The organism is Brevundimonas sp., assembly GCF_041919755.1.
Lineage (GTDB): Bacteria > Pseudomonadota > Alphaproteobacteria > Caulobacterales > Caulobacteraceae > Brevundimonas.
Genome location: NZ_JAYRTD010000001.1, coordinates 72,257 through 97,128, shown reverse-complemented (window position 1 = coordinate 97,128; position 24,872 = coordinate 72,257). Strand labels below are relative to the sequence as shown.

Below are 24,872 nucleotides of genomic sequence, written 5' to 3'. Positions count from 1 at the left end.
GGATCGGCCCGGAAATCGCGTCTCGCATATCCCCGAGTCGCGCGGCGTTCAGCGCCTTTCGCTTGATCAATACCCTGTACCGCCGAAAGTGGCGAGGTTTAGGCGCACATAGACGCCCTCGGACGGGCCGGTCGGTCTGACGCGTGTGTTGTCCCGGCGCCACCCCAGTTCGAACCGGTAACAGTCGTCGTCGAACAACAGCCCGACCTCGGAGCGGGTGATGAGATCGCGTTCCAGGTCCGCGATGCCCGTGACGGCCACGCCCCAATTGCCGTAAACGAACTGCTGGCCCGTCAGCTGCACGAACTCGTAGTTCCGGTTGTTCGGCCCCTCCAGAGGGTTCGAACGGTCGATGATATAGCTGACGCTGGCCAGGTTGCGGCGGCCCCAGCGCCCATCGACGGTCGCCTCGGCGCGGCGGATTTCTCCAGCAGAATCGATGGTGGCGTGACCCCAGCCGCGGATGCGGTCCGAGGGCGAGAAACTGCCCTGCACGACCCAGTCCGAAGTGTCCGAGCCGAGGCCGGAGGGGTCGTACAAACGGGCGGGATCGTCCGGGAGCGGAGCGAGGTAGGCGTTTTCCTGGGCGTCGCGGATGCTGCGGCCGACGAACAGGCTGGCCTGGCGACCGTTGTCCCAACGCAGCGTGGCCCGGGCCCCGGCCGTGAAGCGCGCGCCGCCTTCATAGAGGTCGTAGCCGGGGAAGCGGTCGATGCGGAACAGCGAGCTTTCGTCTAGTTCGACGGCCTGACTGTCCTCGATCGGCACGCGGGGATCGAGGTCGGGATCCGACGAGATCGACAGCTGGGCCATGGGCTCCAGAATCAGGTCGGCACCGGGCCCCATCTGGCGGATCAGGGGATAGCTGACATCGACGCCGGCCGTCGCACGGCCTCTGGTGATGGCCTCTTCCTCCAGCCCCATCATCGGCGGCAGATCACCCACGGAATAGATGTCGGCGCGAAGATCGACGAAGGGTTCCCAGCGAATGCCCATGGGCGAAATGAGGGTGCTCCGCCATTCCACCTGTCCCGAGACGCGGCGACTGTCCACGCCGGGCAGCCCCAGGGTCGAGCCGGTGGGAATGATCTCGGGTCGCAGGACTGGCCCGCCGACGTAGTCGTCACGATACAGGGACACCGCCGAGCCCTTGAGCCTGAGACGCCCGCCGAAGATCGGCCCCTCGGGTTCCCAACGGGCTTCGATCAACGGCGCGACGACCGGCAGGGAGCCGTCCGTCTCGAAGACGTTCAGCGCTGGCGTGACCGGATCGAACTGGGCGACACGCAGGCTCTGGATCGTGAAGGCCGCAACGGAGACGTAGGAGCGCGGGGTCTGATGCTCCAGATACAGCTGGCTGATCAGGCGGCGTTCGTCGCCGTAGTACAGGCCGTTGTCCTGATAGGGCGAGCGGACGTCATAGCGGTCGAAGAGCGTCTTGTCGGAGGTGCGTTCGGCCGTGAATCCGGCGCGCCACGGTCCGGCGGGATCGAATGAGCCGTGGGCCAGAAGATAGCTGCGGGCCGTGCGGTCGCCGAAATCGACGTTGCTCTCGGCCCGGCCGTCGCCGTCCAGATCAAAGTCGCCGAAGTTGCGCTCATAGGTGCCGCCGGCACGGACAACGACGGTGCCCGTCTCGAACCTGCGTCGCCATTGCAGGTTCAGGAAGGGTGCCACGCGGGTGTTGACCTGAGGGCTAATCAGCCAGTCTTCGGACGGCGAGGCGACCTGCAGATACGGCACCTCCAGGCTGACGCCGCGCCCTTCGTCATAGCTGGGGATGGGCACCAGAAAGCCCGAGGCACGCTCGACCGTCGGATCGGGGTGGGCGAAATAGGGCAGGTAGAAGACGGGCACGCCGCCGACGCGAAACACGGCGTTGCGGTACAGGATGGCGCGCAGCCCTTCATCCTGCACCACGGTCTCGGCCTGGATCGAAAGGCTGGGTTCCTTGGGATTGCCCTCGGCGTCGCAGATGGGGCAGGGCGTGAAGATGGCGTAGTTCAGCTGGTTGACGTTCTCGCTGCGTCTGACGGCCGTGGCCGCCATCAGGCTGGCCCCGGTGGCGAAACGGGTGGCGAAGTCCACCGCCACGCCTGCCCTCAGATCCGAGTCGGTTTCCAGATAGCTGGCGAAGACGGTGTTGCCCTCGTCGTCGGTCAGTTCGACCTGACCGTCGGCGGAGGCGATCCCCAGACCCAGATCGTAGTTGAACTGGCGGGCCCGCAGGGTGCTGCCGCTGAAGCGGCCGAGCGCGCGGTGGTCGAGCGTTCCTACGGCCGAGACGATATCGCCCTCGCGGGTGACGGCGTCGGCCTCGATATAGGCGGCCCCCTGGATCAGGCCGTCGGGTTCCGGTTGGGCAGGCGCCGTATCCTGGGCCAGGGCCGGCAGTGCGGTCGCACCCATGGCCAGGACGGCGGCACCGGCCATCAGCCGCAGACGCAAACCGACCGTTTCGGGCGCAGGGCGCTTACGCAGCATACAGGGTCACTCGGATCGGTGGGAAAACGGAAGGCGCAGGCGAACAGGTCGCTTAGCCGTCTTCGGTATAGAACAGCAAGGTGAAGGCCGCGAGGGCCGTCATCAAGGGCGGCAGCCAGGCCGCGAGCCAGGGCGGTATGACCTCTGCCGAGCCAAAAGCCGACGCCGCCTGATTGACGAAGAAGAAGCCGAAACCCAGCACGACGGCCGCCGTGCTCATCTTGGCCAGATCGCCCAACCGCATCAGCCGCAAGGAGAAGGCGGCCGCGAGGATGGACATGGCGGCGAACATCAGGGGTGTGGCCAGGAGCTGGTCCAGCCTCAAACGATAGGCTGTGGACGAAAAGCCTGCCGCCTCGATGCGCGCGATCTGGCCGGGCAGGGACCAGAAGGGTGTGGACTGAGGACGGGCAAATCGCTCGAATGCCTCGTCGTCAGCCAGGCTGGAGGGCAGGTCCAGGGTGGCATAGCGCACGGCGCGCTGGCCGGCCTGGGCACCCAGGGCATCGGTCAGGCGCCATCGGCCCTGGGCCAGGGCCGCGGACTGGGCATCGATGCGTTCGGAGAACTGGCGAAGTCCGTCGGCATCGGCGGTGTAGATGAAGAAGGTGACGTCCAGCAGGCGGGCGCTGGCGCGATCCTGACGCGCGGCGCGGATGACCATCTGACGCGTGTCGTCGCCTTCGCGGATCCAGACGGCTTGATTGCTGTCGGCCCCGGCGACCGAGCCGGACAGCCGTGCGCGCTCGCGTTGGAATAGTCCGTCCGCCGAAGCCGACATTGGTCCCAACACGGTGACGGTCAGCACGCCGAACAGAAAAGCCGCGCCCGCTGCGGGCAGTACGAACCTCCAAGCCGACAGTCCGGCCGCGCGCATGGCGATCAGCTCGCTGCGCCTGTTCAGGCCGACATAGGCCGCCAATGTTCCGAACAGGAAGACGAAGGGCAGGAGCTGCACGATCACCTGCGGCGACTTCAGCAGCATGAGGCCCAGGATTCGCGCGGCCGACAGATCGACATCCGAGCCGACGCCGCGCGATATCTCCACGAAGTCGATCAGCATGATCAGGGCGGCGATTATGCCGAGGGCCACGGCGAGCGAACGCGCCTGCTGGACCAGCACATAGCGTTCGATCCGGCCGAGGCGGAACAGCGGAGCGGTAAGTGTCGGACGGGTCATGCGGCCTGAGCCTTCAGAGCGCGTCTCACGCGGCGGCTGCGACGGGGCTTCAAAGCGCGGAACAGCAGACGCAGGGCGATCGCCGTCGCCACGATCGGCAAGAGATACTGCAGGATGTTCAGCCAGCTGTTCCAGGCACTGCCGGCCACGATGCCGTAGCCGACCACCCGCACGACGAGAAAGGCGGCCGCCGCCTTGGCGATGCGCAGGGAATAGCCGGTGCGGCTGAACTGCCCGCCCATGATGGCCGCCAGCGCCATGGCCATGGCCATGAGGGCATAGAGCGGGGCCGAGAGCCGGGCATGCCCCTCTGCCGTCAGCTCACCGCGCGATCCGACAGTGCCGACGTCCTGAGGGGCCGGGTCGAACAGCTGGGTCAGATAAAGATCGGTCGGCTTGAACCGGGGACGTTCGGTCGCGTCGATGTAGGGCGACAGGTCGAAGACGTTCCGGTCGAACGAGCCATAGGTCAGAACGCCCCGGCTGGAATAGCGGGTGGTCGAGCCGTTCAGCATGGTCAGCATCGGCGCGCCGTCGATGCGCTCGAACCGCGCCTCGGCTGCATCCCAGGTCGTCGCGTCGTCGCCGTCGGGCAGGTAGATGAAGAGGTTCTTCAGCAGGCCGCTCTGTTCGATCTGCTGGACATATACGGTCAGGCCGTCGGGACCTTCGACGAACTCGCCTTCCTCGACCAGCAGGGCGGCGATGTCGGAGCGGATGGCGAAGGCCTCGGCGCGCGCCGTGCGCTGGGCCCAGGGCTGGACGATGGTGGTGATCAGGAGCGTCAGTATCGCCACGATCGCCGCCAGACGGATGGCGGGGCGAATCGCGGCCCATCGCGTCACCCCAGAGGCGAAAACCGCCGTCAGCTCCTGCTCGCGTTGCAGTCGGGTGAGGGCGATCAGAGCGCCGACGAACAGGCCGATGGGCAGGATCACCGCCAGCAGCTGAGGCACGGCCAGAAGGGTCAGCTTCAGCATGACCCAAACGCTCTGGCCACGTTCGACGATGATCTCCAGCTGGTCCAGGCTCTGGCTCAGAATGCCGATCCCGGCCAGGGCCGCGCATGCCGCCGCCACGGGACGGCCGATCTGGCGAAAGAGATATCTCTGAATCAGCGTCATGAACGGTGGAAATCGCCCGGTTGCGGGTGGCGGCTGCGGAGCGCATCTAATACACACCGCGATGCCCCGGCGAAACCGGTGGCGTCCCTTGTCCTACCCATCGCCAGCCGAGGGCGTAACACCCGGCGGGAGTTGTCCATGAAGATCGAGTTCGTCACATCCGCCGAAGCCGCCGAGGTTCTGGCTGTCCTGGTCCACGAAGGCCGCGCCTTCGTCGGCATGGGCACCCATCTGGACACCGCGACCGGTGGCAGCCTGACGAAGGCGATGAGCCACAGCCGCTTTACCGGCGGGACCAACAGCACCCTGGTCGTGGCTGCACCGGCGGGCGTCAATGCCGCATCCATCGTGCTGACCGGCGCGGGCGAGGCCGACAAGTTCGACGACCTGGCGCTGGAAGCCGCCGCCGGTGCCGCCTATCACGCGGTCAAAATGTCGGGCGCAACCTCACTGACAATCGACGCCTATTATCTGACCGCTGAGCAAGCGGGCCGCGCCGCCTTTGCCGCCCGTCTGGCGGCCTATCGCTTCCTGAAATACCGCACGACGCTAAAGCCCGCCAAGACGCCGTCGATCGAGACGATCCGGGTCGTCGCCGCCGATGTCGCCGCCGCCCAGGCCGCCTATGATGCCCTGTCGCCGGTGGCCGAGGCCGTCGAGTTTGCGCGCGATCTGGTGGCCGAGCCCGCCAACGTTCTTTATCCGGTCGAGTTCGCCAAGCGCGTCAAGGGCCTGGAAAAACTGGGCCTCGAGGTCGAGATCCTGGGCGAGAAGGAGCTCGAGAAACTGGGCTTCCGCACACTGCTGGCCGTCGGCCAGGGCAGCCGCCGCGAGAGCCAGGTCGCCATCATGAAGTGGAATGGCGGCACCAAGGGCGACCAGCCCATCGCCTTTGTCGGCAAGGGCGTCACCTTCGACACCGGCGGCATCAGCCTGAAGCCCGCCGATGGCATGGAAGAGATGAAGTGGGACATGGGCGGTTCGGCCGCCGTGACCGGCCTGATGCATGCGCTGGCTGGCCGCAAGGCCAAGGTGAACGCGGTCGGCGTGATCGGCCTGGTCGAGAATATGCCCGACGGTAATGCCCAGCGTCCGGGTGACGTCGTGGAGTCGCTGTCCGGCCAGACCGTCGAGGTGCTGAACACTGACGCCGAGGGTCGCCTCGTTCTGGCGGACTGCCTCTGGTACACGCAGGAGCGGTTCAAGCCGAAGTTCATGCTGGATCTGGCGACCCTGACCGGTGCCATGATCATCGCCCTGGGGCTGGAGTACGCCGGGGTGTTCTCGAACTCCGACGAACTGGCCGATAACTTCCTGGCTGCGGCACCCAAGGTCGGCGAGAACGCCTGGCGCATGCCGATCCCGACCTTCTACGAGCGCCACATCGACACCCCGATCGCCGATGTGAAGAACACCGGCAACGGGCGCGCCGGTGGCTCGATCACCGCGGCCCTGTTCCTGCAGCGCTTCACCAATGGCACACCCTGGGCGCACATCGACATCGCGCCGGTGGCCTGGGTCAAGGACAGCCGCAATCCGACCGTTCCCGACGGTGCTGTCGGCTGGGGTGTGCGCACCCTGGACCGCATGGTGGCGGATTCCTACGAAGGCTGAGGGACTGCAGAGGTAGAGCCGGGTGTCTGACGCCAAGCCGGAAATCTGGTTCTACCATCTGGAGCGATCCACGCTGGACGAGGTGCTGCCCGGCCTGCTGGAGAAGACGCGCGAGCGCGGCTGGCGGGCGCTGGTCCGGTCTTCGGATGCGCGGCTGCTGGAAGACCTCGACGCCCGGCTGTGGACCTATCGGGACGACAGTTTTCTGGCCCACGGCCGCGCGGACCAGCCTGAGTCGGCGCGTCAGCCCATACTGCTGACCGAATCGTCGGAGAACCCAAACGGCGCTCAGGCGCTGTTCATCGTGGACGGCTCAGACATGGGCGCAACGGAGGGTTTCCAGCGATGCTTCATCATCTTCGACGGACGGAACGAGACGGCGCTGACCGGCGCCCGCGTACGCTGGAAGACGCTGAAGGACGCGGGGGCCAATCTGGCCTACTGGAAACAATCACCCGAGGGGCGCTGGGAAAAGGCGGCCTGATTGCCCTGGCCGGACTGGCCGCGTGTTCGACGCCCGCTTCGGATGCCGTGGCTCCGCGCACCATCGAGGAAGCCCAGCTGAATCAGCCGGTGGGCAGCCGTGTGCCGCAGGATCCGACCGCTGACCTCTGCAAGGCGGGTGAACTGCAATGGCTGGTCGGCAAGCCCAAGACCGAAATCCCCGTGCCGGTGCAGGTTGTGAACCGTCGGGTCGCCTGCACGACATGCGCGATCACCGAAGACTATTCGCCCTATCGCCTGAACATCTTCTTCAACGAACGCACCGAGATCGTCGAACAGGTCCGCTGCGGATAAGCCTGAACCCTAGGGAGACCAAGCCATGAAGACCCTGACTGTCGTTCTCGCCGCCACCGGCCTGATGGTCGCCGCCTGTGCGCCGATGGAGGATACGACTACGCCCATGCCGCCCGCCGATGGCCCGACCCAGTGCAAGGCCGACCAGTATCAGCGGTTCGTGGGCCGCAATCGCTCCGAACTGCCCGCCAAGCCGGCCAACGAGACCTGGCGCGTGACCTGCACGACCTGCCCGGTGACGATGGACTATAATCCCACGCGACTAAACATCGTCTATGAAGAAGCGACCGGCGTGATCCGTCAGGTCAAATGCGGATGAGGGCGCTGGCAATCGCTGCCGTCGCAGCCTTGGGCGCTGCGGCATGCGCACCGATGGAGGCCTCGGCGCCCGCCGTGCCGGTCGCGGGTGGACCGCAGCGTTGCAACGCGGCGGACGCCCAGTCGCTGGTGGGCACGCATGTTGGCGTGGTGACCTTCGCGCCCGACGCCAATGTTCGGATCGTCTGCACGACCTGTCCGACGACCCGCGACCTGCGGCCCGATCGGCTAAATGTGCGCTTCGATCAGGCGACGGGCATCATCAAGTCGGTCGATTGCGGGTGATCTTGGCCTGACGCGTCTCCCGGTCCATGATGTATCAGGGCAGGGAGACACGATCATGCGGACCATTCTTCTGGCGGGCGTCTGTCTGGGCAGCATAATGTGTGCGCCTGCGGCCGTGGCCGATGCGACGGCGGATCGAGCAGCGCGGGAGCTGATCGAAAATCCGCAGGTCTGCGGACGCGCGGGCACGGCCGATAGCGGCACGCCCGTGGCCGACATGGTTATGGTCGAGGGATTTGGCGACGGCGGCTTTCTGATCGATACGGCCAATCCCGAAGCCCAGGCCTGGTTCAACCACGGCATAAGGTTGCGCTGGGCGTTCGAGCATTCGGAATCGGTGCGGGCCTTTCGCAAGGCCCGCTTGCTCGATCCGAGCTGCGCCATGTGCGCCTGGGGCGAGGCCTGGGCGCTGGGGCCCAACCTGAACGGCGGCGGCAACGATCCCGACAGTCAGTTCACGGCGCTGAAGGCCGCGCGCGACGCCCGTCGTCTAGGCCGCCATGCCACGCCGATGCAGCGCCAGATGATCGACGCCCTGATCCAGCGCTATTCAGGCCGCGAGGCCACGCGTGCCGAACGCTATGCCACCCGAATGGATCGCATTGCGCTGCGCCATCCGGATGATGTGACCCTGGCCGCCCTGACCGCCGATGCCTGGATGCTGAAGGCCGAGACATGGTGGGACGACGACGGCAAGGCCGCCGATCCGGCCATCCCCCGAGCCATGAGCATTCTGGAGACGTCGCTGGCGAAGGCCCCGGACGATCCCGGCACCATCCACCTGTATATCCACCTGACCGAATGGTCGGACGATCCGCACAAGGCCATACCCTACGGCGAGCGGCTGGCGCGTCTCGCACCGTCGGCCAGCCATCTGGTGCACATGCCGTCGCACACCTTCTATCGCGTTGGGCGCTACAAGGACGCCATGATGTCCAACGTCAACGCCGTGGCGCTGGACAAGCGATACAACGAACTGGCGGCTCCTCCGGGCGGAGTGGTCGGCATGCCGCTGCATGGCCACAACCTGCATTTCGGCATGGGCGGAGCGCTGATGGTGGGCGGGGCCGAGGAGGGGCTGAGGCTGGCCGAAGGGTTTCTGACCACCTATCCGGAGGTGTCGCCGGACAATCTGTGGCGTCAGGCCATGTCGAACAATGCCTATGCCCTGTATGGCCGCTACGGGTCGCCCGAGCAGGTCGCCGCCCTGAAGAAGCCGGCCGACAGCCTGCCGATGATGCAGATCAGCTGGCACTATGCCCGGGGTGAGGCGGCGGCGCGGGCCGGTGACGTCGCAGCCGTTCGAGCCGAGGCAGAGGCCATCGCTACCCTGCGTGGCCATCCGTCCTTCGCGACCGGACCCATGGTCGAGATGCGGGCCGGGTTCGTCGAGATCAGCCAGCGTATCCTGGAAGGCCGTGCGGCCATGCTGGCGGGCGATGCGGACGCCGCCGTCACCGCGTTCGGTCGTGCTGCCGAAATTCAGGGCATGGGCGAGGAGGGCGGCGACCCTCCCATCATCTGGTACCCGATCCGCCGCAGCCTGGCCGCCGCCTTGCTGGCAAAGGGCGACGCCGCCGCAGCGCGGGCCAAGGTTTTCGAACTGCTGGAAGACTGGCCCAGCGACCCCTACAGCTATTTCGTCCTGGCGCAGGCCGAGACGGCGTTGGGTAATGACGCGGCAGCGGATGACGCGCGGCGTCGGTCGCGGGTGGAATGGGTGGGCGGGGAGATGTCTCTCAACCTGGCTTAGCGAACCGGTTCAGCCCGCCGGCACCGCCATGTTGTCGATCAGCCGGGTCTTGCCCAGCCAGGCGGCGGCGAGGATGCGTCCCGGTTGATCAACCCTATCCGCGTCGAAGGTCGCCAGACTGTCGGCCTGTCGGATGGCGACATAGTCCACCTTGGCAAAACCGGCCTCCAGAAGGGATCTGGCCGCCTGGGCCTCGATCTCCGCGACCGAAGCTCCAGCCGTCGCATCGGCTGCGGCCAACGCCAGAATCCCGTTCAGCCGCCGGGCCACCTCGATCTCGTCGGCTGACAGATAGGCGTTGCGCGACGACAGGGCCAGGCCATAGCCGTCGCGCTGGGTCGGGGCACCGACGATGCGAGTGGGGATGTCGAGATCTCGAACCATGCGCCGCACGACCATCAGCTGCTGGTAGTCCTTCTCGCCGAAGACGGCGACATCGGCCTGGACCTGGTTCAGCAGCTTGGCCACCACCACCGCGACGCCGCCGAAGAAGTGGGGGCGGAAGTCGGTCTCCAGTCCTTCGGACGGTCCGCCCACACTGACACCGGTGGAGAACCCCTCAGGATACATATCGCCCGTCGTCGGGGCGAACATCAGGTGGCATCCTGCGCCGGCCAGCAGTTCCGCGTCGCGCGCCTCTTGGCGCGGATAGGAGCCCAGATCCTCATGCGCCGCGAACTGGGTCGGATTGACGAAAACGCTGGCCACCACGCGGTCGGCCTGCTGACCGGCCTCGCGCACCAGGGTCAGATGCCCTTCGTGAAGCGCCCCCATGGTCGGGACGAAGCCAACAGTGAGGCCCTGCTTCTTCCAGCCACCGACAGTCTCGCGTAGATCGGCGACGGTGGTGACGAGCGGCAGGGTAGGAGGGATCGTCTGGTCCATTAACCCGCTTTCAAAATCGCTGTGGCAGGGTGTGCCTTATGACCTTCGTCGCTTGCGTCCGTCCAGTGCTGGTCCTGCTCGCCATGGCGGGGATCAGTGCTTGTGGTGCCGTCGAGGACCCGCACCGCTTCGAGACGATGGCCCAGCAGGTGGCCGACATTCCGCTGGAAGGCCAGGCGCAGCCGAAAAGTCAGTCCGTGAATGCGCAGGCGCAGGGTGGCCTTCGACCCGCGCTGAAGGTCGATGTCATGGATGTGCACGACTTCTGGGACGCGCGTGACGGCATCGCCTCGGCGACGGACGCCGTAGTCGATGGCGTGGCCGATACCGTCAAGCCGGTCGTGTCGCGCGCGGTTGTGCGGCAGGTTGAAGACGGTGCAGACGGTGCAGCACTGCGCCCGGCCATTCACGCGCAGGATGTGCCGCTGGAAACGGTCATGCGACCCTCGTCCGGTCTGGTCCAGCTGGGCGCCTATGCCAGCGAGGAAGCGGCGCGCGCGGCGTGGGCCCGGCTGAAGTCCGGCAGCGCCGCCTGGGCGCTGGAAGGGCTGACGCCGGTTTACGAGACCGTTGAGGTCAACGGCCGCCGTCTGGTGCGGCTGAAGGTCCAGACGCCGCCCGCCGGTGCGCCTGCCGTCTGTGCGGCGGCCGGGATCGATGACCCGTGGTGCCACCGCGCCACCTGAGACATCCACGCTCGAGCATCCACAGTTATGCTGTTAAGGTCTCGTTGACGTCCGGCGCGCCGGACGCGACCCTGTAGGCCTATGACCGCGCGTCTGAGTCGGCGGTCGCATCGAGGCAAGCGCATCCATGTCGGATCCCACAGTCATCGTCGTCGGTAATGAAAAGGGCGGGGCCGGCAAGTCCACCCTGGCCATCCACATCGTCACCGGCCTGCTGCATGCGGGCAAGCGGGTGGCCATCATCGATCTGGATCTGCGCCAACGGTCGCTGTCGCACTTCTTCGCCAATCGTGCCGCCTGGTCCGCCGCCAACCAGCAGCCCCTGCCCATGCCGACCGAGCCTGATCTGGGCGACGGCAAGGCCCTGGCCCGCGCGGACGAGGCCGAGCAGACCGCGACGTTCCAGGCTGCCTTCGCCGAGGCACAGGCCAACGCTGACGTCATCCTGATCGATACGCCTGGCGGTGACACCGTCCTGTCGCGGCTGGCCCACGGCCTGGCCGACCAGATCGTCACGCCGATGAATGACAGTTTCGTCGACTTCGACCTGCTGGGTCAGGTCGATCCCGGGACGATGGACCTGATCAAGCCGTCCATCTATTCCGAGAGCGTCTGGGAGGCGCGCAAGCAGCGGGCGATCACGCGCGGCCGCAACGCCACCATCGACTGGATCGTGGTCGCCAACCGCTTGGCTGTGGCCGAGGCGCGCAACCGCCGCCGCCTGGAAGAGCGGATGCAGAAACTGTCCAAGCGCGTCGGCTTCCGTATGGGGCCGGGCCTGCGCGACAGGGTCATTTATCGCGAGCTGTTTCCGTTTGGCCTGACCGTGGCAGACCTGAACAACGACATTCGCCCGGTCGCGGTGTCGCTGGCCCATGTCGCGGCGCGTCAGGAGATGCGTAACCTTATGCAGGCCCTGGGTCTGGAAGACGCGTCCCTGTCGACGCCGCTCGACGCGGCGGCGTGATCACAGTGACCACATGAGCCTTGCCTGGCTGGCCCTGGCCGCCGTCGCCGTCTGGGCCCTGATCCGGCTGGGCCGTCAGACCGAGCGGGACTCCGGCCGTCGCGGGCGGGCCCACTGGCGGGTTGCGGCGACGCTGTTCGCGTCCGTCCTGATCGGCTGTGGCGTCCTGCTGGCCTTTCGCAGCGCCTGGCTGCCCGCCGTCGGCCTGATTGGCGCGGGACTGTGGTTGACCTTCGCCTCTCGCCACCGCCCGCTGCCACCCCGCAGCGCGGGCCTGACTGATGCCGAGGCCCGGTCGTTGCTCGGCGTCACTGCCGACGCCACCCCCGGCCAAATCAACGCCGCCTGGAAACGCCTGATGGGCCGGGCTCATCCCGATCAGGGCGGCACGGAGGGGTTGGCGTCACGGCTGAATGCGGCGCGGGATCGGCTACTCGGGAAATAGTCGTCTCGCCGAGGGGAGAGGGATCAGCTTTCGGCCTTTGTCACCGGGGCCTTCTTCTTTGCCGCTGGTCTCTTGGCAGCAGGCTTCTTCGCCGCCGCCTTCTTCGGTGCCGCCTTCTTGGCCGGAGCCTTCTTGCCCTTGGCCGGTGCCGCCGCAGCCCGCGCTGCCAGCAGGGGCAGGGCCTCGTCCAGCGTCAGGTCCTCAGGGGCCGTGCCCTTGGGCAGGGTCGCATTGATCTTGCCCGACTTTACATATGGACCGAAGCGGCCGGCCATGACGTGGATAGGCTCGCCGGTTTCCGGGTGCGCACCCAGGTCCTTCAGCGGCGCTGCCGCTGCCCCACGCCCGGCGAACTTGCCCGCCCGCTTCTCGGCCAGCAGGACGACGGCACGGTTCAGCCCGACCTCGAACACCTCGTCGATGTCGGCTACATTAGCATATGTGCCGGCGTGCAGCACGAACGGGCCATAGCGACCGAGGCCCGCCGTGATCATCTTGCCGTCCTCGGGATGCGGCCCGACCTCGCGCGGCAGGGCCAGGAGGCGCAGGGCCTGATCCAGCGTCAGCGACGCGGGCGACCAGCCCTTGGGCAGGGATGAACGTTTCGGCTTCTCCTCGCCGGGGGGGGTAGTTTCGACATAGGGGCCAAAGCGGCCGATCTTCAGCTGAACAGGTTGGCCGGTCGCGGGATCGACGCCCAGTTCGCGATCGCCCCCCTCGGCCCCGCCGTCCGTCGCATCGGGAGACGCCACAGGCCGGGTAAATTTGCAGTCGGGATAGCGCGAGCAGCCGACGAAGGCCCCGAACCGGCTGGTCTTCAAGCTCAGCTGACCCTGATGGCACAGGGGGCATTCGCGCGGATCGGACCCATCCTCCTTCTTCGGAAATATGTGTGGCCCCAAGGACTCGTTCAGCGCATCGAGAATGGCTGTGGTCCGCAGCTCGCCCGCCGCGCTGGTCGCGGCATGGAAGTCGGTCCAGAACTCGCGGAGCAGCACCTTCCAGTCCAGATCGCCCGCCGAAACCTCGTCCAGCCGGTTTTCCAGCGCGGCGGTGAAGTCGTATTCGACCCATTTGGCGAAGAACTGCTCCAGGAAAGCCGTGACCAGTCGCCCCTTGTCCTCCGGATAGAAGCGGTTCTTGTCGACGCGGACATATTCGCGGTCGCGCAGCGTCGTCAGGATGGAGGCATAGGTCGAAGGCCGGCCAATCCCCAGCTCTTCCAGCTTCTTGACAAGGGTCGCTTCCGAATAGCGCGGCGGCGGTTCGGTGAAATGCTGGTCGGTACGGATCTCATCGACCTGGGCGACGGCCCCTTCCTTCAGCGCGGGCAGGCGGGTGGTGTCGTCCTCGTCGTCGGCACCGTCCTTGGGTTTGTCGTCGCGACCCTCTTCATAGACGGCCATGAAGCCGTCGAAAGCCACGACCTGACCGGTGGCGCGCAGGGCGGTCTGGCCGGTCGGCTCCTCGATCTCGACCGTGGTGCGGTCCAGACGCGCCGACTCCATCTGGCTGGCGATCGTCCGCTTCCAGATCAGTTCGTACAGCTTCTGCAGGTCGCCATCGAGACGCAAGGTCTCGGGCGCACGGGTCATGTTGGTCGGGCGGATAGCCTCGTGCGCTTCCTGGGCGTTCTTGGCCTTGGTCTTGTAATAGCGCGGCTGCTCCGGGACATAGGCTGGACCGAAGCGGTCGCCGATGACTTCACGCGCCTGGGCGATGCCTTCCGGGCTGACGTACAGCCCGTCGGTCCGCATATAGGTGATCAGGCCGCCCTGATCATCCACCCCTTCGTACAGCTTCTGGGCTGCCTGCATGGTGCGCTGCGCCGTGAAGCCAAGCTTGCGGCTGGCCTCCTGTTGCAGAGTGGAGGTCATGAAGGGCGGGCTGGGCGCGCGCTTGACCGGCTTCTTCTCCACGGAGGTAACGGAGAATGTTCCGGTGTTGATGGCGTCGTGCGCCGCCTTCGCCATGGCCTCAGACACGATGTCCAGACGCTGCACCCGCTTGCCGGCATGTTTGACCAATCGCGCCGTGAAGGGCGGGCTGTCGGCGTTCAGGTCAGCCTCGACGGACCAGTATTCCTGAGGCTTGAACTTCTCGATCTCCATCTCGCGATCGACGACGATGCGCAGGGCGACCGACTGCACACGGCCCGCCGAGCGCGCGCCCGGCAGCTTGCGCCACAGGACCGGCGACAGGTTGAAGCCGACCAGATAGTCCAGCGCGCGCCGGGCCAGATAGGCCTCGACCAGTTCCATGTCGATCTGGCGCGGGGCCGCCATGGCCTCCAGCACGGCCGACTTTGTAATGGCGTTGAAGGTGACGCGCTCGACGTGCGTGTCCTTCAGCACCTTCTTCTTGGTCAGGATCTCCAGCACATGCCAGCTGATCGCCTCGCCCTCGCGGTCGGGGTCGGTGGCCAGGATGACGCGGTCGGACTTCTTGGCGACCTCGGCGATCTCGCTCAAACGCTTGGAGGCCTTGGCGTCGATCTCCCAAGACATGGCGAAATCGTCGTCAGGCAGGACCGAGCCATCCTTGGACGGCAGGTCGCGGACGTGACCGTAGGAGGCCAGAACCGTATAGTCCGAGCCGAGATATTTGTTGATGGTCTTGGCCTTTGCGGGGCTCTCGACGACGACGAGGTTCATGCGGGGAGGGGGCCTTTCAGAGGGCCGGGAAGGTGGTTGGCTCAAGCCTCGCTGTCAATCGCACCCGTGTCAGAAGATATTCATGATTGTGTTCCAGATTGCGAACGAACCAGTGGTTGTGCAACAAATGATCGGTGCGAGAGAGGGATTGGGCATGCGAACCGAGACGGCAACGACCTCCGAGCCCAGGCAGACAGAGCGGGCTGTCGATCTGGGCGACTATCCGGTGCGGGAGTACATCCGCGCCATGTCGACAGAGCTGGCGCAGATGGCGCTGTGGGACGGCGACCCCGCTTTGGCCCAGGCTCTCGAGGCCGCAGCCCGACTGGCCAATGTGCCCAAGGTGGTCGAGCCTGTGCGCGATCCGACCGCGCGCCGCCGGCGGGCCAGCTAGCGGGACACCAGGCCTCCGGCCAGCAGGGTCGCGCGGCCGGCCAGGCTGAGTTCCAGAAGGGCTGCGGCCACCGTGCCGATCGAGACGCCCAGCGCCCGGGCCAGTTCGTCGCGGGGCGTCGGCGTGGGGGACAGCAGACCTGCCACCTGTTCAATCAGGGCCTCGTCCAGTTCGTCCGGCGCGCCGTCGAACGGGTTGCCGTGCTCCGGTTCGCGCAGGGTCCGCAGGGTGTTGAACGCCCGCTCCACATCCTCCAGTCCCTCGCAGAGTATTGCTCCCTGACGCAGCAGTTCGTTTGGTCCTTTTGAGCGTGGATCCAGCGGTGAGCCGGGCACAGCGAACACATCGCGCCCTTGTTCGCCGGCCAGTCGCGCCGTGATCAGCGAGCCGGAGCGAATCTCGGCCTCGACGACGATCACTCCGCGCGACAGTCCTGAGATGATGCGGTTGCGGCGAGGAAAGTCCCGCGCCTGGGCTCGCGCCCCAACCGGGCTTTCGGACACGATGCAGCCGCGCTCCATGATCTGGACATAGAGGTCGGCATTGTCGGGCGGATAGATGTCGTCCACCCCGCCGCCAAGAACCGCGACCGTACCGGTTTCCAGCGCGCCTGCATGGGCCGCCCCGTCTATGCCGCGCGCCAGACCCGACACCACGACATGACCCGCCTGACCCAGTTGCTGGGCCAGACCACGGGCGATTCGCTGGCCCCCGGCCGAGGCGATGCGCGCGCCGACTATGCCGATGCAGGGCCGGGCCAACAGCCTGACATCGCCCCGCGTCCAGAGCAGGGGTGGCGGCGGGTCGAGCGCGGCCAGCATTTCGGGATAGTCGGTCTCGCCCAGCACGATCAGCCGCGCGCCGATCCGCTCGCCCGCCGCCAGTTCGGCCTCGACGGACGCGACGGTGGGCAGGGTATGACCTGTGCCGCCACCCTTGCGGATCAGGTCGGGCAGGGCCTCGACCGCGCGAGCCGCACTGCCGAACCTATCCAGCAACTGGCGAAAGGTGACTGGGCCGACCTTGTCCGTCCGGGCCAGGCGGACCCGCGCGAACCGCTCGGCTTCGCTCAGGCCTGTGCTCACGCCGACTTGGCCCCGATGCGCGGTTCCACGCCCTTCAGCAGCCGGGCGATATTCTCGTGGTGCCTAACCCAGATCAGCACGGCGGTGAGCGCCGCCAGCACGGCAATGGGCTGAGGCGCGGGCAGTTTCAGCGCGGCCACGGGAATTAGCGCAATCAAAGGAGCCGCGGCCGATGCGACCAGAGCCGCCAGCGACGACATTCTCAGCAAGGCCGCGGTCAGCAGCCAGATCGCCGCCGCCGCCAGCCCCAGCGGCCACCAGGCCGCCAGCATCAGGCCAAAGAAGGTCGCCACGCCCTTGCCGCCCTTGAACTTCAGCCAGACGGGAAAGAGGTGGCCGAGAAACGCCGCCCCACCGGCTACTGCACCCGCGATCTCGGCATTCTGGCTCGCACCGCCCAGAAGGAACTTGGCCAGCAGCAGAGCCGCCGCGCCCTTGCCCGCATCCAGCAGCAGTGTCGCGATGGCCAGGTCCTTGCGCCCGGTCCTCAGCACATTGGTCGCGCCGATATTGCCCGAGCCGATGCTGCGAACGTCGCCCGCGCCGCCCAGCCGCGTCAGGATCACGCCGAACGGAATGGAGCCCAGCAGATAGCCGCCAACCGCCATAAGGGCGAGCATAGCCGCGAAAGGCATGGCGGGTTCGGGCAACTGATTCGCTCCTGTCAGACGTCGCCGTGGACGATGCGGCCACCGACGACGGTGAGCAAGACCTTGCCTTGCAGGCGGCGGCCGTCGAACGGCGAGTTCTTGGATTTGGATTTCAGCGTGGCGGCGTCGATCACAACGGGGGCGTTGGCGTCGAACAGGATGAGGTCGGCGGGTGCGCCCTCGGCCAAGCGCCCCGCGTCAAAGCCCAGCAGACTGGCCGGGCCATGGGTCAAGGGACGCAGCACATCCAGCAGGTCCAGCCCCGCCTCGTGATGCAGGGTCAGGGCGGCGGGCAGCAGAGTTTCCAGCCCGATGGCTCCGGGCGTTGCCTCGCTGAACGGCCGACGCTTGTCCTCGGCGGGGGCCGGGGCGTGGGCGGAGGTGATGACGTCGATCAGGCCTTCGCGCACCGCCTCGATCAGGGCCTGTCGGTCGGCCTCGCTGCGGAGCGGCGGGTCCAGCCGGTAGAAGGTGCGGTAGTCGCCGATGTCGATCTCGTTGAAGCACAGGTGGTTGACCGACACCGAGGCGGCGATCTCCAGTCCCTTGGCGCGCGCGCGGGCCAGGGTTTCCAGCGCGCCCTCGGTCGAAATCTGGTCCACCAGGAAGCGCGCGCCTGTCTGTTCGACCAGGGCCAGATCACGCTCCAGCTGGATGCGTTCGGCGATGGCGGGCACCGACGACAGGCCCAGTCGGGTGGCCAGTTCGCCACTGGTCGCCACAGCCCCCTCCGACAGCCAGGGATCAGCCGGGCGGCAGGAAATCAGGGCGTTGAAGGTGGTGGCATAGCTCATGACCCGCTGCAGGGTGCGGGTATTGGAGATCACGCGGTCGACGTCGGTGAAGTACACCGCACCGGCTTCGTCCATCAGACCGATCTCGGCCATGCGCTGGCCGTCGCAGGTCCGGGTGGCGGCCCCGGCGGCGCGGACGTTGACCAGCCCCAGCGCGGCCCCGCGCCGCTGGATGAAGTCGATCGTGGCCGGGTCGTCGAGCGCCGGATCGGTGTCGGGCTGGATGACGATGGTGGTGACGCCGCCGGCCGCCGCCGACTGGGCCGCCGATTTCAGCGTCTCCCTGGGTTCGGCGCCCGGCTCGCCCGTCTTGACCCGGATGTCGATCAGGCCGGGGGCCAGACAGCGGCCGTCGGCGTCGATGACCTTGATACCGGCGGGCGCGACCGCATGAGTGCCCCGGATCACCTCGACGATCTGTCTGTCCTCGACCAGCACCGCGCCGGGGCCGTCATAGTCGGACGCCGGATCGATCAGGCGGGCGTTCAGGATTGCGAGAGCGCTCATGCCGCGTCTCCATCCAGCCGTACGGACAGGGCCGCGAGGACTGCCATTCTCGCCGCCACGCCCATCTCGACCTGATCCTGGATCAGGGACACCGACAGGTCGTCGGCGACGTCGGAATCGATCTCCACGCCCCGGTTCATCGGCCCCGGATGCATGACCTTCGCTCCGGGCTTGGCCCAGGCCAGCTTCTCGCGGTCCAGGCCCCAGAAGCGGAAATATTCGCGGGTCGAAGGCACCAGCGCGCCCTCCATTCGCTCCAGCTGAAGACGCAGCATCATCACGACGTCGCAGCCCTGCAGACCGTCCTTCATGTCGTGAAACACCTCACAGCCCCAGCGGTCGGCATCGCCCGGCACCAGTGTCGGCGGCCCGATCAGCCGCACCCGCGCGCCCATCATCGACAGCAGGGCCACATTGGACCGCGCCACGCGGCTGTGGGCGATGTCGCCGCAGATGGCGACCGTCAGACCGCCCACATCGCCGAACGCCCGGCGCAGGCTCAGCAGGTCCAGCAGGGCCTGGGTCGGATGCTCGTGACGCCCGTCGCCGGCGTTGACGACCGCACAGCCGACCTTCTGGCTGAGCAAATCCGCCGCGCCGGAAGCCGAATGGCGGACAACCAGCACGTCCGGCTTCATGGCGTTCAGCGTCGCCGCCGTATCGATCAGGGTCTCGCCCTTGGCCACGGAGGACGTATTGGGCGACAGCGCCGTCACATCCGCCCCCAGCCGCTTGGCCGCGATCTCGAACGAAGCGCTGGTCCGCGTGGAGTTTTCAAAGAACAGGTTCACCACCGTGCGCCCGCGCATCAGGTCCAGGCCCTTGGCATTGGACCGGTTCAGATCGACGAAGGCGTCGGCCAGATCCAGCAGGGCAGGGGCGATCGCGGCATTGAGGTCGCCGGCGGCGAGGAAATGGGCCTTTGGAAACGGCATCAGCCGTTCGCGAATCAGATCGGTGAGGGCGTCGGGCTGTCTCATCGAGGCCCGGCTATAGGGCCAGTCAGGCGGGAGGGGAAGCGCGCAACCGGTCCAGCGCACCCTGCAATATCCAGGCGGCGGCCGTGCGGTCCACGACATCGGCGCGTCGCTTGCGGTTCAGGTCCAGGTCCTCAATCAGGAACCGTTCCACCGCACTGGTCGACAGCCGCTCGTCCTGGAAGGCGTAGGGGACCGGCCGCAACCGCTGCAGATTGCGCGCAAAGGCCCGACATGACTGGGCGCGTGGCCCTTCTGAGCCGTCCATGTTCAGCGGCAGGCCGATAACCAGACCCGACACACCGCGCCCGTTCATGATCTTGAACAGGGTCTCGGCATCCTGGGTGAACTTGACCTTGCGGATCAGCGACAGCGGGCTGGCGATCATCCGGCTGGTGTCGGACACGGCCACACCGATGGTCTTCTCGCCCAGATCCAGCCCCAGCCAGGCGGTTCCCGGCGGGGTCGATGCGGACAGGGCTTCGAGGGTCATTTCGGTCACCGCGCGGCGGTAGGCGCACACGGCCCCGCTGTCAAAGCCGTTGCGGCGTCTGAATCCTTGTGAAATCCAGTCGGGGCCGCTAATCCCGCCCGCTTGGAACTGTTTCTGGAGGGCCGCATGGCCATCGACGCCGCGACGGTGCGCAAGGTCGCCCACCTCGCCCGCATCAAGACCCCCGAGGACCGGCTGGAGCCGCTGGCCAAGGAGCTTAACGGCATCCTGGCCTGGATCGAGCAGCTGGACGAGGTCGACATCGACGGCGTGGAGCCCATGACCTCCAATGTGGCCCAGCCCATGCGCCTGCGTGACGACGTCGTGACCGACGGCGGCAAGGTCGAGGCCGTCCTGTCCAATGCGCCGCGCTCCGCCGACGGCTTCTTCGTCGTACCCAAGGTGGTCGAGTAGAATGTCCGACCTGACCAAATTGACCCTCAAGGCTGCCATCGACGGCCTCAAGGCCCGCGACTTCTCGTCCGAGGAAATCACCAAGGCCTTCGTCGCCAACATCGACGCCGCCAATCCGACGCTGAACGCCTTCGTCGTCCAGACCACAGACAAGGCGCTGGAGATGGCGCGGGCCTCCGACGCTCGCCTGGCCAGGGGCGAGGGCGGGGCGCTGGAAGGCGCGCCGCTGGGCATCAAGGACCTGTTCTGTACCCAGGGCGTCCAGACGACGGCCGGGTCGAACATGCTGCGCGGCTTCGTGCCGCCATATGAATCGACCGTCACGGCCAACCTGTGGGCCGACGGCGCGGTCATGCTGGGCAAGCTGAACATGGACGAGTTCGCCATGGGCTCGTCCAACGAGACCTCGGCCTTCGGTCCTGTCAAGAATCCGTGGAAGTCCAAGACCTCCAACGCCGAACTGACGCCGGGTGGCTCTTCCGGCGGTTCGGCCTCGGCGGTCGCTGGCGACCTTTGCCTGGCCGCCACCGCGTCCGACACCGGCGGCTCGATCCGCCAGCCCGCCGCCTTCACCGGCACGGTCGGGATCAAGCCCACCTATGGCCGCGCTAGCCGCTTCGGCATGGTGGCCTTCGCCAGTTCGCTGGACCAGGCCGGGCCGATCACGAAGACGGTCGAGGACGCCGCCATCCTGCTGCGCTCCATGTGCTCCTTCGATCCGAAGGACGCGACGAGTCTCGACATTGAAACGCCGGACTGGACCCAGTCGCTGGGCAAGTCGGTCAAGGGGCTGCGCATCGGCGTGCCCGCCGAATATGTCGTCGACGGCATGCCTGCCGAGATCCAGGCCCTGTGGGACCAGGGCATCGCCTGGCTGAAGGCGGCGGGCTGCGAGATCGTGCCGATCAGCCTGCCGCACACCAAATATGCCCTGCCGGCCTATTATATCGTCGCCCCGGCCGAGGCCTCGTCCAACTTGGCCCGCTATGACGGCATGCGCTTTGGCCACCGCGCCGAGGGCACCACCAGCCTGACGGACCTGTACGAGACCAGCCGCGCCGAGGGCTTCGGCAAGGAGGTCCAGCGCCGCCTGACCATCGGGGCCTATGTGCTGTCGGCTGGCTTCTACGACGCCTATTACGTCCGCGCGCTGAAGGTCCGCCGCCGCATCGCCGAGGACTTCGACAATGTGTGGGACAAGGTCGATGCCATCGTCACCCCGTCTACGCCGTCGGCGGCCTTTGCGCTGGGCGACAAGCAGATCGATCCGCTGCAGATGTATCTGAACGACATCTTCACCGTGACCGCCAATCTGGCGGGTCTGCCGGGGATTTCGGTGCCAGCGGGTCTGGATAGTGGCGGCTTGCCGCTGGGCCTTCAGGTCATCGGCAAGGCGCTGGACGAGGCGACAGTGTTCCAGGTGGCGAGCGCGCTGGAAGACGCGGCAGGGTTTGTGGCCAAGCCGGAGAAGTGGTGGTGAGCGTGACTGACAAACTCATCCATGGCCGCACCGGGGCCTGGGAAATCGTCATGGGGCTGGAAATCCACGCCCAGGTGGCGTCGAAGGCCAAGCTGTTCTCCGGAGCCGCCGTCGGCTTTGGCGCGGGGCCGAACGAGCAGGTGTCGCTGGTCGATGCGGGCTTTCCCGGCATGCTGCCGACGCTGAACAAACACTGCGTCGAACAGGCGGTCCGCACGGGCCTGGGCCTGAATGCGCAGATCAACAAGCGCAGCCAGTTCGACCGCAAGAACTACTTTTACCCCGACCTGCCCACCGGCTATCAGATCAGCCAGCTGTATTTCCCCATCGTCGGCGAGGGCGTCGTCGAGGTGGAGGCCGAGGACGGCAGCTTCTTCAACGTCGGCATTGAGCGGCTGCACCTGGAACAGGATGCGGGCAAGCTGATCCATGACCTTTCGCCGACAGAAAGCTACGTCGACCTGAATCGCGCAGGCACGGCCCTGATGGAGATCGTGTCTCGTCCGGACATCCGCTCGCCGGAAGAGGCGGTGGCCTACGTCAAGAAGATCCGCACCATCCTGGTCTATCTGGGCACCTGCGACGGTGACATGGAGAAGGGCAATCTGCGCGCCGACGTCAACGTCTCGGTCTGCCGCGAGGGCGGCTATGCCCGCTTCAAGAAAACCGGCGACTTCTCGCACTTGGGCACGCGCTGCGAGATCAAGAACGTCAACTCGTTCCGCTTCATCAGCCAGGCCATCAACTATGAGGCCCGGCGCCAGATCGAAATCCTGGAGGACGGCGGCAAGATCGATCAGGAGACGCGCCTGTACGATCCCACAGCCGGTGAGACCCGCTCGATGCGGTCCAAGGAAGAGGCGATGGACTATCGCTACTTCCCCGACCCCGACCTGCTGCCGCTGGAGCTGGAACAGGCCTGGATCGACTCCATCAAGGCCGACCTGCCGGAACTGCCGGACGCCAAGCGACGTCGGCTGATGGCCGACTATGGCCTGTCGCAATACGACGCCGTGGTGCTGATTTCGGAACAGGCCAAGGCCGACTATTTCGAAGCCGCAGCCAAGGGCCGCGACGCCAAGCTGGTGTCCAACTGGGTGACCAATGAGGTGTCCGCCCGCCTGGCCGCCGATGGCCGCGACTTCAGCGACAACCCGCTGCCCGCCGCCCATGTCGCCCAGCTGGTCGAACTGATCGAGACCAACGTCATCTCGTCGAAGATCGCCAAGGAGGTGTTCGACCACGTCTGGAACGGCGAGGGCTCACCCGCAGAGGTCGTCGAGAAACATGGCCTGAAACAGGTCACCGACACCGGCGCGATCGAAAAGGCCATCGACGAGATCATCGCCGCCAATCCCGACAAGGTCGCGGCCGTCGTCGAGAAGCCTCAGGCGCTGGGCTGGTTTGTCGGTCAGGTGATGAAGGCGACAGGCGGCAAGGCCAATCCGGCCGCGGTTAACGACATCCTTAAGGGCAAGCTGGGGCTTTAGACCCCCGCCGCCCAATCGGTTCCGCGGACCAGGCTGTCGATGATGCCCGGTTCGCTGGAGGCGTGGCCGGCGTCGGGGACGATGTCTAGTCTGGCCTCGGGCCAGGCGCGATGCAGGGCCCAGGCGCTGGTCATGGGGGTGACGACGTCGAAGCGCCCTTGCGCGATCCAGCAGGGCAGATGGCGGATGCGGTGGACGTTGTTCAGCAGCCAGTTTTCCTCGGGGAAGAAGCCGCCGTTCATGAAGTACCAGCATTCAATCCGGGCGAAGGCCACGGCGAATTCGGCCTCGGCGAAGCGGTCGGGACGGGCGTCGGGACCCTGGACGCTGACGGTTTCGCCCTCCCAGCTGGACCAGGCGATGGCGCAGCGGTCGCGTTCTGCCGCATCGTCGCCGGTCAGCCGCTTGTAATAGGCCCCCATCAGGTCGTGACGCTCATCCTCGGGGATGGGCTCCAGGAACCGCTCCCAGGCGTCGGGGAAGATGTGGGACGCCCCGTCCTGATAGAACCAGTGCAGTTCGGGCCTGGTCAGCAGGAAGATGCCGCGCAGGACCAGGGACAGGGCGCGGTCGGGATGGGTGATGGCATAGGCCAGCGACAGGGTGGAGCCCCAGCTGCCGCCGAAGACCACCCATTTGTCGATGCCCAGTTGTTCGCGCAGCCGCTCGATGTCGGCGATCAGGGTCCAGGTGGTGTTGTCCTCCAGCGAGGCGTTCGGACGGCTGCGGCCACAGCCGCGCTGGTCCAGCATGACGATGCGATACTTCGAGGGGTCGAAATAGCGACGCATGCCCGGATTGACCGCTCCGCCGGGACCGCCGTGCAGGACGATGACCGGAATGCCGTCCGGATTGCCGCTCTGTTCCCAGTAGATTTCATGGACGCTGTCGGTCGCCATGAAGCCGGTCTGATAGGCCTCGATCTCGGGATAGAGGTCGCGGCGGGTCGAGGGCGCGGGAAAAGCCATACTGTAAACGGTCTTTCGTATTCGCCCGGTCAGGCGGATTTTGAGGGAACGCGCAGGGCGCAGACGGCCAACAGAAGCCAGGCCAGGATCATCAGCAGGCCGCCGATCGGAGCGACGGCCCCCATCGCCTTCAGGCTGAGCAGGGCGATGGCGGAAAGCGCCAGCGAGAAGATCAGACCACCGGCGGCGGCCATTCCTCCGGCGATAAGGATCAGGCGGTCACGCGACGGCCAGAGAACGCAGACGAGAGCCAGCAGGGCATGGATCATCTGATACTGGGCCCCGGTCGTCAGCAGGGTCTTGACCGCAGGACCGGCACCATGTGCGGCGAAGGCCCCCAGGGCGACGGCCATGGCACCGTTCAGACAGGCGAAGGGGGCGAGCAAGCGTGACAGTATCATGGAACACTAGATAGAGCATGGAATCG

25 protein-coding genes are annotated in these 24,872 nt (G+C 66.6%); 13 read left to right on the top strand and 12 right to left on the bottom strand.

What is annotated here, in order from left to right; all coding sequences use genetic code 11:
- Nucleotides 1-66: 66 nt before the first annotated feature.
- Genes ACE3TH_RS00525 through ACE3TH_RS00515 form a run of 3 tightly spaced genes read right to left on the bottom strand, consistent with a single transcriptional unit; the run spans nucleotide 67 to nucleotide 4,788 of the window.
- Complete coding sequence (locus ACE3TH_RS00525; protein ID WP_374596358.1) at nucleotides 67-2,484, bottom strand: LPS-assembly protein LptD; 2,418 nt, start codon at nucleotides 2,482-2,484, stop codon at nucleotides 67-69.
- Between the two features lie 52 nt (nucleotides 2,485-2,536).
- Nucleotides 2,537-3,664 (bottom strand): LPS export ABC transporter permease LptG, encoded by a 1,128-nt coding sequence (gene lptG, locus ACE3TH_RS00520; protein WP_374596356.1) that lies wholly within the window; start codon nucleotides 3,662-3,664, stop codon nucleotides 2,537-2,539.
- Complete coding sequence (locus ACE3TH_RS00515) at nucleotides 3,661-4,788, bottom strand: LptF/LptG family permease (RefSeq protein ID WP_374596354.1); 1,128 nt, start codon at nucleotides 4,786-4,788, stop codon at nucleotides 3,661-3,663. The genes lptG and ACE3TH_RS00515 overlap by 4 nt, the downstream gene beginning before the upstream one ends.
- Before the next feature lie 138 nt (nucleotides 4,789-4,926).
- Here ACE3TH_RS00515 and ACE3TH_RS00510 point away from each other — a divergent pair, with 138 nt between their 5' ends.
- From ACE3TH_RS00510 to ACE3TH_RS00485, 6 genes are read left to right on the top strand one after another with little or no spacing between them, the layout of a single operon-like run.
- The gene (locus tag ACE3TH_RS00510) at nucleotides 4,927-6,402 is read left to right on the top strand and encodes a leucyl aminopeptidase (RefSeq protein WP_374596353.1); all 1,476 of its coding nucleotides are present in this window, start codon (nucleotides 4,927-4,929) and stop codon (nucleotides 6,400-6,402) included.
- Nucleotides 6,403-6,424: 22 nt separating this feature from the next.
- The gene (locus tag ACE3TH_RS00505) at nucleotides 6,425-6,886 is read left to right on the top strand and encodes a DNA polymerase III subunit chi (protein ID WP_374596351.1); all 462 of its coding nucleotides are present in this window, start codon (nucleotides 6,425-6,427) and stop codon (nucleotides 6,884-6,886) included.
- A 47-nt stretch (nucleotides 6,887-6,933) separates the two neighbouring features.
- On the top strand, nucleotides 6,934-7,200 hold the full coding sequence (locus ACE3TH_RS00500; RefSeq protein ID WP_374596349.1) for a hypothetical protein: 267 nt from the start codon (nucleotides 6,934-6,936) through the stop codon (nucleotides 7,198-7,200).
- A 25-nt stretch (nucleotides 7,201-7,225) separates the two neighbouring features.
- The gene (locus ACE3TH_RS00495; RefSeq protein WP_374596347.1) at nucleotides 7,226-7,519 is read left to right on the top strand and encodes an I78 family peptidase inhibitor; all 294 of its coding nucleotides are present in this window, start codon (nucleotides 7,226-7,228) and stop codon (nucleotides 7,517-7,519) included.
- Complete coding sequence (locus ACE3TH_RS00490) at nucleotides 7,516-7,803, top strand: peptidase inhibitor I78 (protein ID WP_374596346.1); 288 nt, start codon at nucleotides 7,516-7,518, stop codon at nucleotides 7,801-7,803. The genes ACE3TH_RS00495 and ACE3TH_RS00490 overlap by 4 nt, the downstream gene beginning before the upstream one ends.
- Nucleotides 7,804-7,858: 55 nt before the next feature.
- Complete coding sequence (locus ACE3TH_RS00485; RefSeq protein WP_374596344.1) at nucleotides 7,859-9,556, top strand: hypothetical protein; 1,698 nt, start codon at nucleotides 7,859-7,861, stop codon at nucleotides 9,554-9,556.
- Between the two features lie 9 nt (nucleotides 9,557-9,565).
- On the opposite strand, the gene panC is transcribed toward ACE3TH_RS00485, so the two are convergent.
- Nucleotides 9,566-10,441 carry a pantoate--beta-alanine ligase gene (panC, locus tag ACE3TH_RS00480; RefSeq protein WP_374596342.1) on the bottom strand — a complete coding sequence of 292 codons (876 nt, stop codon included), beginning with the start codon at nucleotides 10,439-10,441 and terminating at the stop codon, nucleotides 9,566-9,568.
- Between the two features lie 38 nt (nucleotides 10,442-10,479).
- Between panC and ACE3TH_RS00475 the strand changes: the two genes are divergently transcribed.
- From ACE3TH_RS00475 to ACE3TH_RS00465, 3 genes are all read left to right on the top strand, one after another.
- Entirely contained in the window at nucleotides 10,480-11,127 is a 648-nt protein-coding gene (locus ACE3TH_RS00475; RefSeq protein WP_374596340.1) for a hypothetical protein, read from the top strand.
- 127 nt (nucleotides 11,128-11,254) lie between these two features.
- Nucleotides 11,255-12,094, top strand: a complete 840-nt coding sequence (locus ACE3TH_RS00470; protein ID WP_374596338.1) for a division plane positioning ATPase MipZ — start codon at nucleotides 11,255-11,257, stop codon at nucleotides 12,092-12,094.
- A gap of 13 nt (nucleotides 12,095-12,107) precedes the next feature.
- On the top strand, nucleotides 12,108-12,539 hold the full coding sequence (locus ACE3TH_RS00465; protein ID WP_374596336.1) for a J domain-containing protein: 432 nt from the start codon (nucleotides 12,108-12,110) through the stop codon (nucleotides 12,537-12,539).
- Between the two features lie 23 nt (nucleotides 12,540-12,562).
- Here the strand turns inward: ACE3TH_RS00465 and topA are convergent, their stop codons facing one another.
- Nucleotides 12,563-15,193: a type I DNA topoisomerase gene (topA, locus tag ACE3TH_RS00460; RefSeq protein ID WP_374596334.1), complete on the bottom strand. Its 2,631-nt coding sequence runs from the start codon at nucleotides 15,191-15,193 to the stop codon at nucleotides 12,563-12,565.
- Nucleotides 15,194-15,347: 154 nt separating this feature from the next.
- On the opposite strand from topA, the gene ACE3TH_RS00455 reads away from it, so the two are divergent.
- The gene (locus ACE3TH_RS00455) at nucleotides 15,348-15,587 is read left to right on the top strand and encodes a hypothetical protein (RefSeq protein ID WP_374596332.1); all 240 of its coding nucleotides are present in this window, start codon (nucleotides 15,348-15,350) and stop codon (nucleotides 15,585-15,587) included.
- On the opposite strand, the gene dprA is transcribed toward ACE3TH_RS00455, so the two are convergent.
- The 5 genes from dprA to ruvX are packed head-to-tail and all read right to left on the bottom strand — an operon-like array spanning nucleotide 15,584 to nucleotide 20,093.
- On the bottom strand, nucleotides 15,584-16,672 hold the full coding sequence (gene dprA / locus ACE3TH_RS00450; protein WP_374596330.1) for a DNA-processing protein DprA: 1,089 nt from the start codon (nucleotides 16,670-16,672) through the stop codon (nucleotides 15,584-15,586). The two genes, ACE3TH_RS00455 and dprA, sit on opposite strands and share 4 nt — an antisense overlap.
- A complete protein-coding gene (gene plsY, locus ACE3TH_RS00445) occupies nucleotides 16,669-17,307 on the bottom strand; it encodes a glycerol-3-phosphate 1-O-acyltransferase PlsY (RefSeq protein ID WP_374597085.1) in 639 nt (212 codons plus the stop codon). The genes dprA and plsY overlap by 4 nt, the downstream gene beginning before the upstream one ends.
- A 29-nt stretch (nucleotides 17,308-17,336) precedes the next feature.
- Nucleotides 17,337-18,623, bottom strand: a complete 1,287-nt coding sequence (gene pyrC, locus ACE3TH_RS00440; RefSeq protein ID WP_374596328.1) for a dihydroorotase — start codon at nucleotides 18,621-18,623, stop codon at nucleotides 17,337-17,339.
- Nucleotides 18,620-19,603, bottom strand: a complete 984-nt coding sequence (locus ACE3TH_RS00435) for an aspartate carbamoyltransferase catalytic subunit (protein WP_374596326.1) — start codon at nucleotides 19,601-19,603, stop codon at nucleotides 18,620-18,622. Before ACE3TH_RS00435 ends, pyrC begins: the two co-directional genes overlap by 4 nt.
- Nucleotides 19,604-19,625: 22 nt before the next feature.
- The gene (ruvX, locus tag ACE3TH_RS00430; protein ID WP_374596324.1) at nucleotides 19,626-20,093 is read right to left on the bottom strand and encodes a Holliday junction resolvase RuvX; all 468 of its coding nucleotides are present in this window, start codon (nucleotides 20,091-20,093) and stop codon (nucleotides 19,626-19,628) included.
- 126 nt (nucleotides 20,094-20,219) lie between these two features.
- On the opposite strand from ruvX, the gene gatC reads away from it, so the two are divergent.
- Genes gatC through gatB form a run of 3 tightly spaced genes read left to right on the top strand, consistent with a single transcriptional unit; the run spans nucleotide 20,220 to nucleotide 23,477 of the window.
- Nucleotides 20,220-20,507 carry an Asp-tRNA(Asn)/Glu-tRNA(Gln) amidotransferase subunit GatC gene (gene gatC, locus ACE3TH_RS00425; RefSeq protein WP_296167647.1) on the top strand — a complete coding sequence of 96 codons (288 nt, stop codon included), beginning with the start codon at nucleotides 20,220-20,222 and terminating at the stop codon, nucleotides 20,505-20,507.
- Between the two features lies 1 nt (nucleotide 20,508).
- Nucleotides 20,509-21,987 carry an Asp-tRNA(Asn)/Glu-tRNA(Gln) amidotransferase subunit GatA gene (gene gatA / locus ACE3TH_RS00420; RefSeq protein WP_374596322.1) on the top strand — a complete coding sequence of 493 codons (1,479 nt, stop codon included), beginning with the start codon at nucleotides 20,509-20,511 and terminating at the stop codon, nucleotides 21,985-21,987.
- The gene (gatB, locus tag ACE3TH_RS00415; RefSeq protein ID WP_374596320.1) at nucleotides 21,984-23,477 is read left to right on the top strand and encodes an Asp-tRNA(Asn)/Glu-tRNA(Gln) amidotransferase subunit GatB; all 1,494 of its coding nucleotides are present in this window, start codon (nucleotides 21,984-21,986) and stop codon (nucleotides 23,475-23,477) included. The genes gatA and gatB overlap by 4 nt, the downstream gene beginning before the upstream one ends.
- Here the strand turns inward: gatB and pip are convergent.
- Both pip and ACE3TH_RS00405 read right to left on the bottom strand, forming a co-directional pair.
- The gene (gene pip, locus ACE3TH_RS00410; RefSeq protein ID WP_374596318.1) at nucleotides 23,474-24,445 is read right to left on the bottom strand and encodes a prolyl aminopeptidase; all 972 of its coding nucleotides are present in this window, start codon (nucleotides 24,443-24,445) and stop codon (nucleotides 23,474-23,476) included. The two genes, gatB and pip, sit on opposite strands and share 4 nt — an antisense overlap.
- A gap of 29 nt (nucleotides 24,446-24,474) precedes the next feature.
- Complete coding sequence (locus ACE3TH_RS00405; protein WP_374596316.1) at nucleotides 24,475-24,846, bottom strand: DUF423 domain-containing protein; 372 nt, start codon at nucleotides 24,844-24,846, stop codon at nucleotides 24,475-24,477.
- Nucleotides 24,847-24,872: the final 26 nt, after the last annotated feature.